Here is a 16,073-nt window from a genome sequence, read left to right on the forward strand (position 1 = left end):
AATCTCGACCTACTTCCAACTCGCGGGGTACCAGGGCCGCACGGGGGTTCCGTACGACGCTCCTTACGGTGTTGCCTGCTCGACGTAGAGGCGCAACGCCGCTGTGTCGAGCGATCCCGGGGCACGCAGCGCCCTTGGGAACGCCCGGCGGCGTACCGCCAGGTCGAAACAGACCAGGGCGGGGTGCACATAAGCGCCCCGGCCGGGCAGCGTACCGCGATGATCGGGGACGCATTCACCCTCGACCGCCACGGTCCGCAGCAGATCAGTCTTGGCCGCTCGCTCCCGGCACCCCACACAGGTGCGTTCAGGGCATGCGCGGGCTCGCGTCCGGCCAGACACTCTTTAGTCTACCTCCCCGCACCGACCTCACCCCTTTGGGGCAAGAATCGAACGGTTGTTGTCGTGATCTAAGCCACCTACGGCTCAGAACTATTCCCGGTGCTGGTCCGCGCCGCGCCGGGCGGTCTCGTCGGACGGCTGCTCGGTGTCCGGACGGATGTCGATGCGCCAGCCGGTGAGGCGGGCCGCGAGGCGGGCGTTCTGGCCCTCCTTGCCGATCGCCAGCGACAGCTGGTAGTCCGGGACGGTCACGCGCGCGGAGCGGGCCGCGAGGTCCACGACCTCGACCTTGGAGACACGGGCCGGGGAGAGCGCGTTCGCCACCATCTCGGCCGGGTCGTCCGACCAGTCGACGATGTCGATCTTCTCGCCGTTCAGCTCGGCCATCACGTTGCGCACCCGGCCGCCCATGGGGCCGATGCAGGCGCCCTTGGCGTTCAGACCCGAACGGGTGGACCGGACGGCGATCTTCGTACGGTGACCGGCCTCGCGTGCGATCGCGGAGATCTCGACGGACCCGTCGGCGATCTCCGGAACCTCCAGCGCGAAGAGCTTCTTCACCAGATTGGGGTGCGTGCGCGACAGGGTGACGGACGGACCGCGTACGCCCTTCGCCACCCGAACGACGTACGAGCGCAGCCGCAGCCCGTGCTGATACGTCTCTCCTGGGACCTGCTCCTGCACCGGCAGGATGGCCTCCAGCTTGCCGATGTCGACGAGCACGTTCTTGGGGTCGCGCCCCTGCTGCACGACACCCGTGACGATGTCGCCCTCACGCCCGGCGTACTCACCGAGCGTCGCGTCGTCCTCGGCGTCCCGCAGGCGCTGCAGGATGACCTGCTTGGCGGTGGTCGCGGCGATCCGGCCGAACCCCGACGGGGTGTCGTCGAACTCGCGGGCCTCCTGCCCCTCCTCCAGGTCCTCGGGGTCCTCCTTCGCCCACACGGTCACATGGCCGGTCTCCCGGTCGAGCTTGACGCGCGCGTGGCGGCGGCTTCCCTCGGTGCGGTGGTAGGCGATGAGGAGGGCCGACTCGATCGCCTCGACCAGCAGGTCGAAGGAGATCTCCTTCTCCCGTACCAAGCCCCGCAGGGCACTCATGTCGATGTCCACGGCTACGCCTCCTCTGCGTTCTCTTCGTTCTTGTTCTTACGGTTGAACTCGACCTGGACGCGGGCCTTGGCGATGTCCTGGAAGACGAGCCGCTTGGCGGTGGGCTTGCGCCCCTTCACGCCCGGCACCTCGACATCGACTCCCTCTTCGTCCACGTCGAGGATTCTCGCGACCAACTCGCCGCCGTCTCCCAGCTGGAACTTCACCAGGCGGTCCGTGGCGCGTACGTAGTGACGGTGCTCCTTGAGCTCACGCTCGGCACCGGGGGTTCCGACCTCGAGGGTGTACTCGCCCTCGCCCATCGCGTCCGTCTCGTCGAGCTTCGCCGAGAGCGCGCGGCTCACATCGGCGATCGCGTCCAGGTCGGCACCTTCGTCCGAATCGACGACTACACGCAGCACACGCTTGCGTCCGACCGAGTCCACTTCGACCTCTTCGAGGTCGAGTCCCTGAGAGCTGACGAGCGGTTCCAGCAGTACTCGCAGCCTCTCGCTCTGGGTGGTGCTCATCCGGGTGACTCCTCGGCCGCGTGTGCTGTTGTGGGTTGGTCGTGTGTCTGGTCAAAGGGTATCCGGTCGCGGAGGGTGTTGCCGTCCCCCGCCCCCGACGGGGCTCTCCCAAGGGGCGCGGGGAACCGCGCACCCGACGAGTCCGGGGCCGAGCGGCGGTGGCGAGCCCATGGGGGTCGATCGCGTGGGGCACGGGTACCGTGATCACGGGCGTGCCGCCCTCCCTTTCGTACGAGCCTTCCGAGGACGTCTGCCGTGCCGTTCACCCTGCCGCCGCGCACCCCCTCGGGGCCGCGCCGAAGGAGCCTGCTCGCCTCCGCCGCGGGCGCCTTCGTGCTCGTGGGCTGTTCCGCCCCCGAGCCGTCCACCGACACCACGGTCCGGAGCCCCTCGGCCGCGGACCGCGCACGCGCGCGTGCGGCCCGCGACAGCGAGTCGCTCGCGGCACGCTACGCCGCCGTGATCACCGCCCATCCCCCACTGGCGGCCCGGCTGAAACCACTGCGGGCGGAGGTCGTACGGCACGCGCAGGCGTTCGGGGGCAGCGGAACCGCCGGCAGCCGGCCCTCCGCCTCCGGCTCGCCCTCGGCTTCCGCCTCGGCGCACCCCAGCCCCTCCCCCACCGTGCCCGTCCAGGAGAAGGACGCCCTCGCCGACCTCGCGATCGCCGAGCGCACCTTGGCCGACCAGCGGACCAAGGCCCTGCTGACGGTCCCGGGCGAGCTGGCCAGGCTGCTCGCCTCGGTGGCCGCGGCCGGAGCCGCACACGCGTTCCTGCTGACGGAGGGTGCCAAGTGAGCACAACCGAGGACACAAAAAGCACCAAGGCCGCCGAGCTCGGCGCGTTGCAGGCCGCGCTCGCCGCCGAGCACGCCGCCGTCTACGGGTACGGAGTCGTCGGCGGCAGGATCGACGAGGCACGCCGGGGCGAGGCCCGGTCGGCGTACGACGCCCATCGGGCGCGGCGCGACGAACTCGCGCGCGCCGTACGGGACCTGGGCGGCAGGCCGACGGTCTCGGCGGCGGCGTACGCGCTGCCGTTCGCCGTGAAGGACTCCGCCGCGGCCGTACAGCTCGCGGCCGACCTGGAGGAACGCGTGGCCGGGGTGTACTCCGACCTCGTACGCGCCTCCTCGGGCGATCGGCGGCGCTCGGCCGCCGAGGCGCTGCGGGAGGCGGCGGTGCGGGCGGTGCGCTGGCGCGGCGAGAGCGTAGCCTTCCCTGGTCTCGCCGAGCGGGCGGCCCCCTCGGCCACCCCTGCCGCGGCGACGCCGTCGCCCTCGTGACGCGCCCCTGACGACCTGGACGAGACGACCCGGACGACTTGGACGACCTGGACCAGCTGGAAAGGAACACCTCGCGCAATGGACTCGCGCATGGCCTTCGAACCGCCGCGGCGCCTGGTACGGGCACTCGGCGAGACGCAGCGGAGCGGGTCCAACGGCTCCGGCGGGTCCAACGGGACGGGCGAGTGGCTGGACAAGCTGCCCGTGCTGGCGCAACAGGCGGTCGATCTACGCGAGTTGACCGTGGAGCGGGTGCAGGCACCCGGCGGTCGCAGCAGCCTCGTCCTGCTCGTCCGGCAGGCCGACGGGACGCCCGCCGTGCTGAAGCTGGCGCCGCCGCGGGCCCGTCCGGAGAGCGAGCGGGCCGCGCTCGCCCACTGGGACGGACGGGGCGCCGTACAGCTCCTCAACCCCGCCGACGCGCAGGGCGTACTGCTGTTGGAGCGCTTGCGTCCCGATCTGTCCGTGCGTTCGCTGCCGGAGGCTAAGGCCCTGCTGGAGGCCGCCGGGACGCTGCGGCGGCTGTGGGTCGAACCGCCCGCCACCCATGTCTTCGAGACCGTCGCCGAGCGGACCGGGCGGCAGGCCGAGGCGATGCGGGCGGCGGCGAGCGCCGACTCCGAGGTCGCGCCACTGGTCGACGCGGCGCTCGCGGCCCGCGAGGAACTCCTCGCCGGACCGCCCGAGGAGCGGCTGCTGCACGGCACCTTCCGGCAGAGCAAGGTGCTCGCCGGTGAGCGCATGCCCTGGCTGGCCGTGGGCCCGGACCCGGTGGTCGGCGAGTGCGCCTTCGACCTGGCCCGGCTGGTCCGGGACCGGGTGGAGGACCTGATCGCGTCCCCTTCGGGGTCGTCGATCACACGGCGACGGGTGAAGCGGCTCGCCGAGTCCCTCGAGGTGGACCAGGAGCGGCTGCGGGGCTGGACGTTGTTCCGGGCGGTCGAGTCCGGCGTACGGGCGGGGCGGGTCGGGCGTCCGCAGGACGCGGAGCTGCTGCTGGAGTTCGCGGGCTGGCTCTGACCGCCCCGACCCCTAACTTCCCTGTGCGGTGGCGAGTTTGAGGGCCAGTACCGGGCAGTCGGCGGCGGCTCTGCGGGCGCGTTTCAGGGTGGTGGGTGGAAGGGGTGCCTCGCCCAGGAGCGGGTAGCCCCACTCGTCGAGCGTGATGTGTTCGGGGAGGAGTTCCGCGCACAGGCCGTGGCCCTGGCAGGCGGTCCAGTCGACCTCCAGGCGGTGCGTGCGGTCCGCACGGTCGGTGCGGTGGGCGTGACGGGCCATGTCAGTTCCTGTTCGCGGGGACGGGCAGCAGCGGGGAGTGGTCGGTCGCCGTGCAGTGGCCCGCGGTGTGCGCGTCGAGTTCGGCGGCGAAGGTCGTGAGTGCGCTGCGCACCAGGCGGACCGTGCCGTCGGGGTGGTGGCAGGCGCCGCGGCCCTCGACGAGTCCGGCCCAACGGGCGATGTCCTCGCGGGTGCCGCCCTGCGGACCCGGTGCGGCCAGGGTCTGGAAGGCGGCGGCGATACGGGGCAGACCGTTGAGGCAGGGTCCGCACTGGCCCGCCGATTCGAGGGCCAGATAGCGCAGCACACGGGCGGTCTCGGCGAGGCCGCAGCGGCTTGGAGGCAGCGCGGCGAGGACGCCCGCGCCGAGATCGGCGACGGTCAGCGTGCGGGTCGTGGCCTCGGCGGCCGGGAGCCAGGTGCCGTGGTAGCCGCCGACCAGGACCGCGCCGATGCCGTCGAGCGGAAGGAGACGGTGCAGCGGCATGCCGAAGGGGGCTTCGACGACCCGTACCTCGCGGCCGGGCACATGCACCGTGCACAGGGCGCTGCCCGGTTCGGCCGGGGTGCCCACCGATCGGAACCAGTCGGCGCCGTAGCGGGCGATCAGGGCGAGGTGGGCGAGCGTCTCGACGTTCTGGACGAGCGTCGGCGCGCGGTGCGCGCCCTGCTCGCGCACCGGGGGCCGCTGGTGGCGCGGCAGGGCCGCGTGTCCGGAGACGTACTGGGTGAGGGCCGAGGACTGGCCGGACAGGAAGCGCTTCGGGACGCGTACGGTGCGCACCCGCAGCGGGTCACGTCGCTCGGCGAGCGCCGCTTCGAGGGGTGTGGCGTGGTCCTCGACCGCGAGGTACGCCTCCCCCGCGCCGACGACCTCGGCCACCAACTGCAGCCCGTCCAGGACGAGATGGGGCGACAGTCGCAGCAGGGTCTTGTCCTTCGCGCTCGCGGGCTCGCCCTCCGCGCCGTTGGCGACGACGACCGGGGTGCGACCGGTGCGGCGGCCCGCCTCGGCGACCGAGACCAGCTTGCGGTACGTGGGGAAGGCGGCTCCGCCGCGGCCGGTGAGCCCGGACTCGGCGAGCGTGCGCAGCAGTTGGGCCGGGGCGCCGTGCGCCACCGGGCCGTAGCGCTGTTCGTGGGTGGTGAAGCCGGCCGGGGCGCCGCCGGGGGCGAGCAGGCGCGGTGGCATGTAGATGTCCGTAAAGGTGGTGGCCATGGTCGCAGTCACCGTCGCGGTCGTGGTCGTGGTCGTGGTCATCGGCGGGCTCCTTCGGGCGTACGGGCTTCGGCCGTACGGAGCAGGGTGGACGGGGTACGCCCGGAGGCTCGGGCCGCGTGGGCGACGCGGATGCCGAAGGCCGTGAGGACCGCGGCCACGCACGAGATCGTCAGCCACAGCATCCAGCCGGCGCCGGTGTCCGTGCCGATGCCGATGCCGTGGATGAGCGCGATCGGCCAGGAGGCCCAGGCCAGCCAGTGGACGGCGCGCCAGGCGCGGTGCCCGATGCGGGCGCGGAGCAGGCTGGTGATCAGTACCGCGAGCATCAGATCGAGGGCCACCGTGCCGAGGCCCAGCCAGAGGGGTTGGTAGGTGGAGGCGAACGGGACGAGGACGTCGAGGAGGCTGATGCTCACATAGCTGTCGACGACCGCGGCCGTGATGTGCAGGGCCAGGAAGACGATGGCGGAGAGGGAGAGGGTGCGGTGCAGCTGGACCGTCCCGAACCTCGGGAGGCCGGGGAGTCTGCCGCGCAGGCGTACGGCGATGCCCAGGAGTACGACGACGGTGAACAGGACCAGGCTGACCGCGCCGGTCGCTCTGTTGGCGTACCAGAGGAGGGAGGAGTCGCTCATGCGGCGGCCTCGGGTCCGGACCGGGCCGGGGCGAAAGCCGGCCAGCCCGGTGTCGTCACCACGGTGCCGTCGTTCGCCACCAGACGTGCGGGCAGGCCGAGCCCTGCCAGCCACCGTTGCGCGCCCGCGCCCTTGACCAGGGCCGCCGTGCCGGCCGCGTTGGCGTCCGCGCAGGTCGCGGCGGCCACGGAGACCGTGCGCCAGGGGGTCTCGGCGGGCAGACCGGTGTGCGGGTCGACGATGTGGTGGAGGTCGTGGGCGCCCCGGCGCCAGCGGCGGGACGTGGTGCCGGAGGTCGCGAGGCCGCCGCTCCGGATGGAGACCGTGGCGTACGTGCCCGGCGCGGGTGTCTCGTCGACCGGGCCCGTGGCGTCCTGGACGCGGATGCGCCAGCCGCCCGCCGGGGGTTCGCCGGCCACGGCCGTGTCGCCGCCGAGGCTCACCAGGACTCCGCAGCCCGCCGCCTCGGCGAGCAGGGCGGCGGCCTTGTCGGCGGCCCAGGCCTTGGCCGTGGCGCCCAGGTCGAGGCGGACCCCGGCCGGGACGGTGACCGTGTCGGTCGCGCGGTCCAGGGTCACCGCGCGCCAGCCCGGGACCGGGCGGACGGTGAGCCGGATCGGGCGGCCGTCGTCCTGGACCAGCCGGAAGTCGCGGTCGTAGCCGAGGGCGCCGATGGCCGACCCGACCGTGGGATCGACGGCCCCGTCCGTCGCGGCGGCGGCGCGCAGGGCGACGGCCAGCGCCTCGGCGAGCAGCGGGCTGACCCGGACCGGGCGGCCCTGCGCCTGGTCGAGGGCCACCAGCTCCGAGTCCTGACGGAACCGGCTGCACGCGGCGTCGACCTCGGCGAGGTGCCGGGCGAGCAGCAGGTTGCAGGAGTCCAGCAGGGTCGGGTCGGTGGTGACCAGGCGGACGCTGGTACCGAGGGCGCGCCAGTCGGCGGCGGCCGTGGTGCGGCGGGTCGAAGTGGCCATCACGACGCCCCCGAGGTGGAGTCGGCGGAGCCGCTGCCGCTGGAGGAGGTGGGGTTGTCGGAGGGGGCCTGAAGGGTCGAGTCCGTACTGCCGCTCGAATCGCTGTCGCTGCCCGTGGTCGACGACCCCGAACCGGACGACTCCGTACTCGTCGTACTCGTCGTGCCGTTCGCAGCCGTGTCCGTGTCCGCGTCCGCCTGCATCGTGCCGACCAGGGCGAAGACCCCGGCCGCCGCCGCCAGCGTGACCGCCGCCGCGGCGGCCGCCGTACGCCGTGCTCCTCTGCGGACCGCCGCGGCGGCCCCCCGCTCGCTGCCTGTCATGGCTGCTCCCCTCCGAATGACGCTCTGTCACGTCCTACGGTCGGGGAGCAGCCTGAGAGAAGTCTGTGAGGCAGCCATACGCCTCGGAAGAAGTCCCTGAGAGACGTCTTTAATTACAGACTTCAAGCAGTTTGGCTACTCGGCCGGCTCTGCTACTCGGCCGCCAGGCGGGCGATCGCCTCGTCCACGGTCAGTTCCTCGCGCTCGCCGGTGCGGCGGTCCTTCAGCTCCAGGACGCCCTCGGCCGAACGGCGCCCGGCCACCAGGATCTTCGGTACGCCGATGAGCTCGGCGTCCGTGAACTTCACGCCCGGGGAGACCCCGGCGCGGTCGTCCACGAGGACGCGTACGCCCGCCGCGCCGAGCTTCTCCGACACGTCGAGGGCCAGCTCGGTCTGCAGGGCCTTGCCGGCGGCGACGACGTGGACGTCGGCGGGAGCGATCTCCTTGGGCCAGCACAGCCCCTGCTCGTCGGCCGACTGCTCGGCGAGCGCCGCGACCGCGCGGGAGACACCGATGCCGTACGAGCCCATGGTGACGCGGACCGGCTTGCCCTGCTGGCCGAGGACGTCGAGCTGGAAGGTGTCGGCGTACTTGCGGCCGAGCTGGAAGATGTGGCCGATCTCGATGGCGCGGTCCAGTTTGAGGCCGGTGCCGCACTTGGGGCACGGGTCGCCCTCTTCCACCACGACGACGTCCAGGTAGTCGTCGACCTCGAAGTCGCGGCCCGCGACGACGTTCTTCGCGTGCGTGTTGACCTTGTTGGCGCCGGTGATCCAGGCGGTGCCGGGGGCCACCCGCGGGTCGGCGATGTAGCGGACCTTCTCCAGGCCCTGCGGGCCGACATAGCCGCGGACGAGGTCGCCGCGGCCCTCGAAGTCCTCCGCGGTGACGAGTTCGACGACGGCGGGGGCGAGGTGCTCGCCCAGCTTGCCGAGGTCGACCTCGCGGTTGCCGGGGACGCCTACGGCCACGATCTCGCCGTCGACCTTGACCAGGAGGTTCTTGAGGGTGGCGGAGGCGGGGACACCGAGGTGCTCGGCGAGCGTCTCGATGGTGGGGGTGTCGGGGGTGTCCAGCTCCTCGACCGGGCCGACGCCGGAACCGTCCACCGGCTTCAGGGCGAAGGTGACGGCCTCCGTGTTGGCCGCGTAGTCGCAGGACGGGCAGTCCACGAAGGTGTCCTCACCGGCCGCGGCGGGGGCGAGGAACTCCTCCGACGCCGAGCCTCCCATGGCGCCCGAGACGGCCGACACGATGCGGTAGTCCAGGCCCAGGCGGGCGAAGATCTTCTGGTAGGCGGCGCGGTGCAGCGCGTACGACTCCGCGAGGCCCTCGTCCGTCGTGTCGAAGGAGTACGAGTCCTTCATCTGGAACTCGCGGCCGCGCAGCACGCCGGAGCGCGGGCGGGCCTCGTCGCGGTACTTCGTCTGGATCTGGTACAGCATGACCGGCAGGTCCTTGTAGGACGCGACCTGGTCCTTCACGACGAGCGTGAAGATCTCCTCGTGGGTCGGGCCGAGCAGGTACTCGGCGCCCTTGCGGTCCTTCAGACGGAAGAGGAGGTCGCCGTACTCCTCCCAGCGGGCCGAGGCCTCGTAGGGCTCCTTGGGCAGCAGGGCCGGCAGGAGGACCTCCTGCGCACCGATGGCGTCCATCTCCTCGCGTACGACGCGGGAGATGTTGTCGAGGACCTTCTTGCCGAGCGGCAGCCAGGTCCAGATGCCGGCGGAGTTGCGGCGCACGTAGCCGGCGCGGACGAGCAGCTTGTGGCTGAGCGTCTCGGCGTCCGCCGGGTCGTCACGCAGTGTCTTGACCATCAAACGGGACATGCGCTGGACCTGGGCCATGATTCTCGACTCCTGCTGCGTAAGGGTGATGGCTAGGAGGTTAGCCGGGCGGCCCATCCCGGTGGAAATCGGTTAGCACCCGGCCGGAGGGCAGACCCAGGCGTTCAGCGCCTGCGGAGGGGTAGCGGGGCGCCCATGACGGCGTACGGCTTGGGTGCGCTGGGGAAGAGAACCTGCCGCGCGAGGTCCTCGTACCCGAGCGAGCGGTAGAGGCCGCGGGCCGGGCTGTCGGTGTCGATGGCGGAGAGGATCGAGCGGGGTTCGGTGGCGCTGTCCGTGATGCCGGTGATCAGGGACCGGCCCACGCCGTGGTTCTGGTAGTGCGGGTGGACGTGCAGTTCGGTGATCACGAAGGAGTGGTCGAGCCAGGCGTCGCGTCCCTGGGCGCGCAGATACGGTTCCACGACGGTGGACCACCAGTGGGTGCGGTCGTTGGGCATGCCGTAGACGAAGCCGACGAGCCGTCCGTCGACCGTCGTCGCGCCGAGTGCGCGGGCTCCCGGGTAGGTGAGGTGACGCAGCACGATCTGCCGGCGTACGGCGATCTCGTCGGGGCCGAGCCCGAAGGCGAGGGCCTGCACGGCGAGCGCCTCGTCGACGCGCGCCGCGAGATCCAGCGGGCCGACGACCACGTCGTCGGGCTTGCGGGGGCCCTGACCGGGAAAGCGCAGCATGCCGGGGAGACTACCGGGGCGCTTCGCCGGATTGCGCCGGGACTACGGGAGGTTGTGTCGGGTGCGGCCGGGTCGGGGGCCGATCGGGAGTCGGCCTGGGGCCGGTCTGAGGTCGGTCGGGGGCCGGTCTGAGGTCGGTCGAGGAGTTCCCCGGGCCGCTGCGAGCGCTAGAACAGCACGCTCATGAACGCGCCGACCTCCTGGAAGCCGACACGGTGGTACGTCGCCCGGGCCGGGGTGTTGAAGTCGTTGACGTAGAGGCTGACGAGCGGGGCGACGTCGGCGAGGGCGTAGCGCATGACGGCCGCCATACCCGGGGCCGCCAGCCCCTGTCCCCGGTACTCGGGGGCGACCCACACCCCCTGGACCTGGCAGGCCTGCCGGGTGGCGGCGCCGATCTCGGCCTTGAAGACGACCTTGCCGTTCTGGTCGAGACGGGCGAACGAACGGCCGGTGCCGACGAGTTCGGCCACCCGCGCCTGGTAGAGCAGGCCGCCGTCACCGGCGAGCGGTGAGACGCCCACTTCCTCGGTGAACATCGCCACGCACGCCGGCATGATCGTTTCCATCTCGTCCTTGCGGATACGGCGGACGTACGGATCCGGAGCGATGTCGGCGGGGAGGCGGTCGGTGACCATCAGGGGCTGGTGGGCGCGGACCTCGCGGGCCGGGCCCCAGCTGGGTTCGAGCAGCCGCCACAGCTGGGCGGTGGCCTCGACGGGGCCGACGATCGAGGAGCAGCGGCGGCCGGCCCTTCGCGCCCGGTCCGCGAAGCCGCGTACGGCACGGGGGGTGGCGCAGATCGGGACCAGGTTGGCGCCCGCGTAGCAGAGGGACCGCAGCATGCCGTCCTCGTACCAGCCCCACATCTCGCCGCCGAGCCGCCAGGGGTCGAGGCCCGCGACCTGTACCCGGGACGCGACGAATGCGTTCGCGACCGGGTCGCGGTCGAGGACGGCAAGCGCGGCGTCCAGGTCACTCGGTTCGAGGACCCTGGTGGTGGTCTGGGTCAACAACGGGACGACTCCATCACTCCTTGCGGGCAACGACAGCGCGTCGCGCACCCTGTTAGCGTCGCCGTGTGCTCGTTTGTGGGCACCGGTCAGGGCTTGACCGTCGCATCGCTGCGAGAAGCCCCCCGGGGCAGAGTCACACGGTCTGCTGATCTCCGTACTTTAGCCGGAGATACCAAGCAGCACCGCACGCAAGGAACCCGGGCGCCACCTCCGGAGGGGCACCCGGGTCCCTTGCGCCACAAGGTGAGTCAGCCCGCCACCGACACCGAAGGCTCGCCGGAGGCGATGCCGTCGGCCTCCATCTGCTCGGCGAGCTTCATCGCTTCCTCGATGAGCGTCTCGACGATCTTCGACTCGGGGACCGTCTTGATGACCTCGCCCTTGACGAAGATCTGCCCCTTGCCGTTGCCGGAGGCGACGCCGAGGTCGGCCTCGCGGGCCTCGCCCGGACCGTTCACGACGCAGCCCATGACGGCGACGCGGAGGGGGACCTCCATGCCGGTGAGACCGGCGGTGACCTCTTCCGCCAGCTTGTACACGTCGACCTGGGCACGCCCGCAGGACGGGCAGGAGACGATCTCCAGGCCCCGCTGCTTGAGGTTCAGCGACTCCAGGATCTGGAGACCGACCTTGACCTCCTCGGCGGGCGGCGCCGACAGGGACACCCGGATCGTGTCGCCGATGCCCTCGGAGAGCAGCGCTCCGAACGCCACCGCCGACTTGATCGTGCCCTGGAAGGCGGGGCCCGCCTCCGTCACACCGAGGTGCAGGGGGTAGTCGCACGCCGCCGCCAGCTGGCGGTACGCGTTGACCATGACCACCGGGTCGTTGTGCTTGACCGAGATCTTGATGTCCCGGAAGTCGTGCTCCTCGAAGAGGGACGCCTCCCAGAGGGCGGACTCGACGAGCGCCTCGGGGGTCGCCTTGCCGTACTTCTGGAGGAGCCGCTTGTCGAGCGAGCCCGCGTTGACGCCGATCCGGATCGGGGTGCCGGTGTCCTTCGCGGCCCGCGCGATCTCCTTGACCTGGTCGTCGAACTGCTTGATGTTGCCGGGGTTCACACGGACGGCCGCGCAGCCCGCGTTGATCGCCGCGAAGACGTACTTCGGCTGGAAGTGGATGTCCGCGATGACCGGGATCTGGGACTTGCGGGCGATCGTGGCGAGCGCGTCGGCGTCGTCCTGGGTCGGGCAGGCCACCCGCACGATCTGGCAACCGGAGGCCGTCAGCTCGGCGATCTGCTGCAGCGTGGCGCCGATGTCCGACGTACGCGTGGTCGTCATCGACTGCACCGAGACGGGTGCGTCTCCACCCACGGCCACGGTTCCGACCTGGATCTGCCGGCTCTTCCGACGCTCGGCGAGCTTGGTCGGAACGGACGGCATGCCGAGAGAAATCGCAGTCATCTGCTGTGCAACCCCAAGTTGTGGATCAAGGTCCCGGAATCGTGGGCTCCAGGCTCCGAGATTACGGCACCGGCGCACGCCCGAGCACATCACGCCCCTAAACCCACCCAACGGATGGCGGCCGGACACCCAAGGTGTCCGGCCGCCACGAACGGTGTCCTGCCAAGAGACCGTCTAGGAGATTTTCACCGGGTTAACAACGTCCGCGATCAGGACGAGGATCGTGAAGCAGACGAAGATTCCGGCCACCACATAGGCCACCGGCATCAGCTTGGCCACGTCGAACGGGCCCGGGTCCGGCCGCCTCAGCACCTTCGCCGCGTTCCGTCGCAGCGACTCCCACAGCGCGCCCGCGATGTGACCGCCGTCGAGCGGGAGCAGCGGGAGCATGTTGAACAGGAACAGGGAGAGGTTGAAGCCCGCGACCAGCAGCAGCATCATCGCGACCTGCTGCGATGCCGGGATGTCGAGGGTGAAGACATCACCGCCGATACGGGCCGCGCCGACCACACCCATCGGGGAGTCCGCCTTGCGCGGGCCGTCGCCGAAGGCCGCGTTCCACAGGTCGGGGATCTTGCCGGGCAGCGAGACCAGCGACTCGACGCCGTTCTGCATCATGTCGCCCATGCGGTTCACGGACTGGCCGAACGACTGCTGGACGATGCCGGAGGCGGGCGTGAAGCCGAGGAAGCCGGCGTACACGTACTTGCCCTCGACATAGCCGCCGTTGCCGTCGGTCTTGCTGACCTGGTTCTTGATCAGGTGGGCGGTCAGGTCGACCTTCTGGCCCCCCCGCTCAACGGTGAGCGTGACGTCCTTGCCGGGGTTGGAGCGGATGTCGGACTGCAGCGCCGCCCAGTCGTCGATCGCCTTGCCGTTGAACGCGACGATCTTGTCGCCGCCCTTGAGCCCGGCGGCCTTGGCGGGCGCGGCCTGGTCGCTCGCCGCGCACTTCGACCGGTTCTCGCTCTGCTGGATGACACAGTCCGAGACCTTGCCGACCGTGGTGGTCTGGGTCTGCACCCCGAAGGTCATCATCACGCCGAGGAAGATCGCGACGGCCAGGACGAGGTTCATGAACGGGCCCGCGAACATCACGATCACGCGCTTCCACGGCTTGCGCGTGTAGAAGAGGCGGGTCTCGTCGCCGGGCTGGAGCTCCTCGAAGGCGGCCGACCTGGCGTCCTCGATCATGCCCCGGAAGGGGGAGGTGGAGCGCGCCTCGATACGACCGTCCGGGCCGGGCGGGAACATCCCGATCATGCGGATGTAGCCGCCGAGGGGAACCGCCTTCACCCCGTACTCGGTGTCGCCCTTCTTCCGTGACCAGATGGTCGGCCCGAAACCGACCATGTACTGCGGCACCCGGATGCCGAAGAGCTTGGCCGTCGACAGATGTCCCAGCTCGTGCCAGGCGATCGAGATGAGCAGGCCGACCGCGAAGACGACTATGCCGAGGATCATCATCAGGGTCGTCATGCACGAGCCTCCGCGGTTGTCGTCTGTGCCATGGGCGCTGTCGGTGCCGTCTGTGCGGTCAGTTCACGGGCCCGGGCGCGCGCCCAGGTCTCCGCTTCGAGGACGTCCGCCACGGTCAGGGAAGTTCCCGTTCCGGGTGTGCCGTGTTCCTCGACCACCCGGGTGACGGTCTCCATGATCCCGTTGAACGGCAGGGCGCCGTTCAGGAACGCGTCCACGCACTCCTCGTTGGCGGCATTGAACACCGCCGGGGCCGTACCCGCGAGCTGCCCCACGTGCCGGGCGAGCCCGACGGAGGGGAACGCGTCGTTGTCGAGCGGGAAGAACTCCCAGCTCGACGCCTTGGTCCAGTCGAAGGCGGGCGCCGCGTCCGGGACGCGTTCGGGCCAGCCGAGACCGATGGCGATCGGTCCCCGCATGTCGGGGGGCGTCGCCTGGGCCAGTGTCGATCCGTCCGTGTACTCAACCATCGAGTGGACATACGACTGCGGGTGCACGACCACCTCAATCCGATCGAAGGGAATGTCGTAGAGGAGGTGCGCCTCGATGACTTCCAGCCCCTTGTTGACCAAGGTCGCGGAGTTGATGGTGATCACCGGGCCCATGGCCCAGGTGGGGTGCGCGAGCGCCTCGGCGGGAGTGACGTGCGCCAGCTCCGCCTTCGTACGCCCCCGGAAGGGTCCGCCGGAGGCGGTCACGACCAGCTTGCGCACATCGGCGCGCGTACCGGCCGCCAGTGCCTGGAAGAGGGCCGCGTGCTCGGAGTCGACCGGGATGATCTGGCCGGGCTTGGCCAGCGCCTTCACCAGCGGGCCGCCGACAATGAGCGATTCCTTGTTGGCGAGCGCGAGGGTGCGGCCCGCTTCCAGGGCGGCGAGGGTGGGGGCGAGGCCGATGGAGCCGGTGATGCCGTTGAGGACGGTGTGGCAGTCGGAGGCGGCGAGCTGGGTGGCGGCGTCCGCGCCGGCCAGGATCTCGGGCAGGGTCTCGCCGGGTGCGTACTCGGCCGTGAGCGCCTCCCGCAGCGCCGGCACGACGTCCTCGCGCGCGACCGCGACCGTGCGTACGCGCAGCCGGTGGGCCTGCTCCGCGAGCAGTCCGACCCTGCCGCCGGCGGCGGAGAGCGCGGTGACCCGGAACCGGTCGGGGTTGCGCAGCACGAGGTCGATGGCCTGGGTGCCGATCGAGCCGGTGGAGCCGAGGATCACGACGTCCCGGACTCCGTCCACGGGGTCGAAGACGAGATGCGGATCAGCGAGGGGGGCTGGACTGTCGCTCATCCCCCCATTGTGGCCGCTGCGCGACCCGCGCAGGACAGGGCTCCCCACTTCTCCTCCCTTCTGGCCCCATTAGCACCCCGACGTACCGGAGGAAGCGAAATCACCCTTTGTGAAACCAGCGTGAAGATCATGTGATAGCACTTCATGCACGTCGTCACTCTCACTGGCCGGTGGACGACCGGCCGGGGGGCGACACCCTGGGGGGTTCTCATGCGGATACGCGCCGCCCTGCCCGCGCTCGCGGGCGCCGTGGCACTGACGGGCACGTTCCTTCTCAGCACTCCGGCACAGGCGGCCGGCGGTGTGACCATCTACCACGTCTGGTTCGACAGCCCCGGTTCGGACAACCGCTCCAACGCGAGCCTCAATGCCGAGTGGGTACAGATCAAGAACACCAGTTCGACAGCGATCTCGCTCAAGGGCTGGATCCTGAAGGACGTCTCGAACCACAGGTACACCTTCCCGAACGTGAAGATCGGGGCGCACAAGACCATGAAGGTGCACACGGGCAGCGGCAGGGACACCACGGCGGACAAGTACCAGAACCGCCGCGCGTACGTCTGGAACAACACCAGCGACACCGCCACGCTCACCAAGGCGAACGGCAACAAGGTCGACGCGTGCTCGTGGACGACGCGGGACCCCAGCGACAAGTACTGCTAGCCCCTGCCGTCGCTGCCGGCCCC

Annotated in this window: 18 protein-coding genes; 4 read left to right on the top strand and 14 right to left on the bottom strand. The window is 71.0% G+C overall.

The window, feature by feature from the left end; all coding sequences use genetic code 11:
• Window positions 1-63: 63 nt before the first annotated feature.
• From KVT44_RS40070 to rimP, 3 genes are all read right to left on the bottom strand, one after another.
• Entirely contained in the window at window positions 64-342 is a 279-nt protein-coding gene (locus tag KVT44_RS40070) for a YlxR family protein (protein ID WP_099920382.1), read from the bottom strand.
• A gap of 90 nt (window positions 343-432) precedes the next feature.
• Complete coding sequence (gene nusA / locus KVT44_RS40075; RefSeq protein WP_067371251.1) at window positions 433-1,455, bottom strand: transcription termination factor NusA; 1,023 nt, start codon at window positions 1,453-1,455, stop codon at window positions 433-435.
• Window positions 1,456-1,457: 2 nt separating this feature from the next.
• Window positions 1,458-1,964, bottom strand: coding sequence for a ribosome maturation factor RimP (rimP, locus tag KVT44_RS40080; RefSeq protein ID WP_067371250.1), 507 nt, complete (start codon window positions 1,962-1,964; stop codon window positions 1,458-1,460).
• A gap of 255 nt (window positions 1,965-2,219) precedes the next feature.
• Between rimP and KVT44_RS40085 the strand changes: the two genes are divergently transcribed.
• The 3 genes from KVT44_RS40085 to KVT44_RS40095 all read left to right on the top strand — a co-directional run bounded on the left by KVT44_RS40085 (window position 2,220) and on the right by KVT44_RS40095 (window position 4,270).
• The gene (locus KVT44_RS40085; protein WP_217572721.1) at window positions 2,220-2,762 is read left to right on the top strand and encodes a hypothetical protein; all 543 of its coding nucleotides are present in this window, start codon (window positions 2,220-2,222) and stop codon (window positions 2,760-2,762) included.
• Window positions 2,759-3,250 (top strand): ferritin-like domain-containing protein, encoded by a 492-nt coding sequence (locus tag KVT44_RS40090; protein WP_099920384.1) that lies wholly within the window; start codon window positions 2,759-2,761, stop codon window positions 3,248-3,250. The genes KVT44_RS40085 and KVT44_RS40090 overlap by 4 nt, the downstream gene beginning before the upstream one ends.
• Before the next feature lie 90 nt (window positions 3,251-3,340).
• Window positions 3,341-4,270 carry an aminoglycoside phosphotransferase family protein gene (locus tag KVT44_RS40095; RefSeq protein ID WP_217572799.1) on the top strand — a complete coding sequence of 310 codons (930 nt, stop codon included), beginning with the start codon at window positions 3,341-3,343 and terminating at the stop codon, window positions 4,268-4,270.
• A 12-nt stretch (window positions 4,271-4,282) separates the two neighbouring features.
• On the opposite strand, the gene KVT44_RS40100 is transcribed toward KVT44_RS40095, so the two are convergent.
• The 11 genes from KVT44_RS40100 to dxr form a co-directional block, all read right to left on the bottom strand.
• Complete coding sequence (locus KVT44_RS40100) at window positions 4,283-4,528, bottom strand: ferredoxin (protein WP_054232835.1); 246 nt, start codon at window positions 4,526-4,528, stop codon at window positions 4,283-4,285.
• A gap of 1 nt (window position 4,529) precedes the next feature.
• The gene (locus KVT44_RS40105; RefSeq protein ID WP_254650559.1) at window positions 4,530-5,789 is read right to left on the bottom strand and encodes an NADH-ubiquinone oxidoreductase-F iron-sulfur binding region domain-containing protein; all 1,260 of its coding nucleotides are present in this window, start codon (window positions 5,787-5,789) and stop codon (window positions 4,530-4,532) included.
• The gene (locus KVT44_RS40110) at window positions 5,786-6,385 is read right to left on the bottom strand and encodes a ferric reductase-like transmembrane domain-containing protein (protein WP_217572723.1); all 600 of its coding nucleotides are present in this window, start codon (window positions 6,383-6,385) and stop codon (window positions 5,786-5,788) included. Before KVT44_RS40110 ends, KVT44_RS40105 begins: the two co-directional genes overlap by 4 nt.
• A complete protein-coding gene (locus KVT44_RS40115; RefSeq protein WP_217572725.1) occupies window positions 6,382-7,359 on the bottom strand; it encodes an FAD:protein FMN transferase in 978 nt (325 codons plus the stop codon). Before KVT44_RS40115 ends, KVT44_RS40110 begins: the two co-directional genes overlap by 4 nt.
• A complete protein-coding gene (locus KVT44_RS40120) occupies window positions 7,359-7,682 on the bottom strand; it encodes a hypothetical protein (RefSeq protein WP_217572728.1) in 324 nt (107 codons plus the stop codon). Before KVT44_RS40120 ends, KVT44_RS40115 begins: the two co-directional genes overlap by 1 nt.
• A 152-nt stretch (window positions 7,683-7,834) precedes the next feature.
• Complete coding sequence (locus KVT44_RS40125; RefSeq protein ID WP_099920388.1) at window positions 7,835-9,532, bottom strand: proline--tRNA ligase; 1,698 nt, start codon at window positions 9,530-9,532, stop codon at window positions 7,835-7,837.
• A 104-nt stretch (window positions 9,533-9,636) separates the two neighbouring features.
• Window positions 9,637-10,206, bottom strand: a complete 570-nt coding sequence (locus KVT44_RS40130) for a GNAT family N-acetyltransferase (protein ID WP_217572731.1) — start codon at window positions 10,204-10,206, stop codon at window positions 9,637-9,639.
• 167 nt (window positions 10,207-10,373) lie between these two features.
• The gene (locus tag KVT44_RS40135; RefSeq protein ID WP_099920390.1) at window positions 10,374-11,222 is read right to left on the bottom strand and encodes a GNAT family N-acetyltransferase; all 849 of its coding nucleotides are present in this window, start codon (window positions 11,220-11,222) and stop codon (window positions 10,374-10,376) included.
• Window positions 11,223-11,470: 248 nt separating this feature from the next.
• Window positions 11,471-12,628 (bottom strand): flavodoxin-dependent (E)-4-hydroxy-3-methylbut-2-enyl-diphosphate synthase, encoded by a 1,158-nt coding sequence (ispG, locus tag KVT44_RS40140; RefSeq protein ID WP_095852303.1) that lies wholly within the window; start codon window positions 12,626-12,628, stop codon window positions 11,471-11,473.
• Window positions 12,629-12,802: 174 nt separating this feature from the next.
• Complete coding sequence (locus KVT44_RS40145; RefSeq protein WP_101400975.1) at window positions 12,803-14,107, bottom strand: RIP metalloprotease; 1,305 nt, start codon at window positions 14,105-14,107, stop codon at window positions 12,803-12,805.
• Complete coding sequence (gene dxr, locus KVT44_RS40150) at window positions 14,104-15,387, bottom strand: 1-deoxy-D-xylulose-5-phosphate reductoisomerase (protein WP_099920391.1); 1,284 nt, start codon at window positions 15,385-15,387, stop codon at window positions 14,104-14,106. The genes KVT44_RS40145 and dxr overlap by 4 nt, the downstream gene beginning before the upstream one ends.
• A 210-nt stretch (window positions 15,388-15,597) precedes the next feature.
• Between dxr and KVT44_RS40155 the strand changes: the two genes are divergently transcribed.
• Window positions 15,598-16,050, top strand: coding sequence for a lamin tail domain-containing protein (locus KVT44_RS40155; RefSeq protein WP_190172533.1), 453 nt, complete (start codon window positions 15,598-15,600; stop codon window positions 16,048-16,050).
• Window positions 16,051-16,073 lie beyond the last annotated feature (23 nt).

The sequence above is a fragment of the Streptomyces sp. GbtcB7 genome, from assembly GCF_019091445.1.
Lineage (GTDB): Bacteria > Actinomycetota > Actinomycetes > Streptomycetales > Streptomycetaceae > Streptomyces > Streptomyces mirabilis.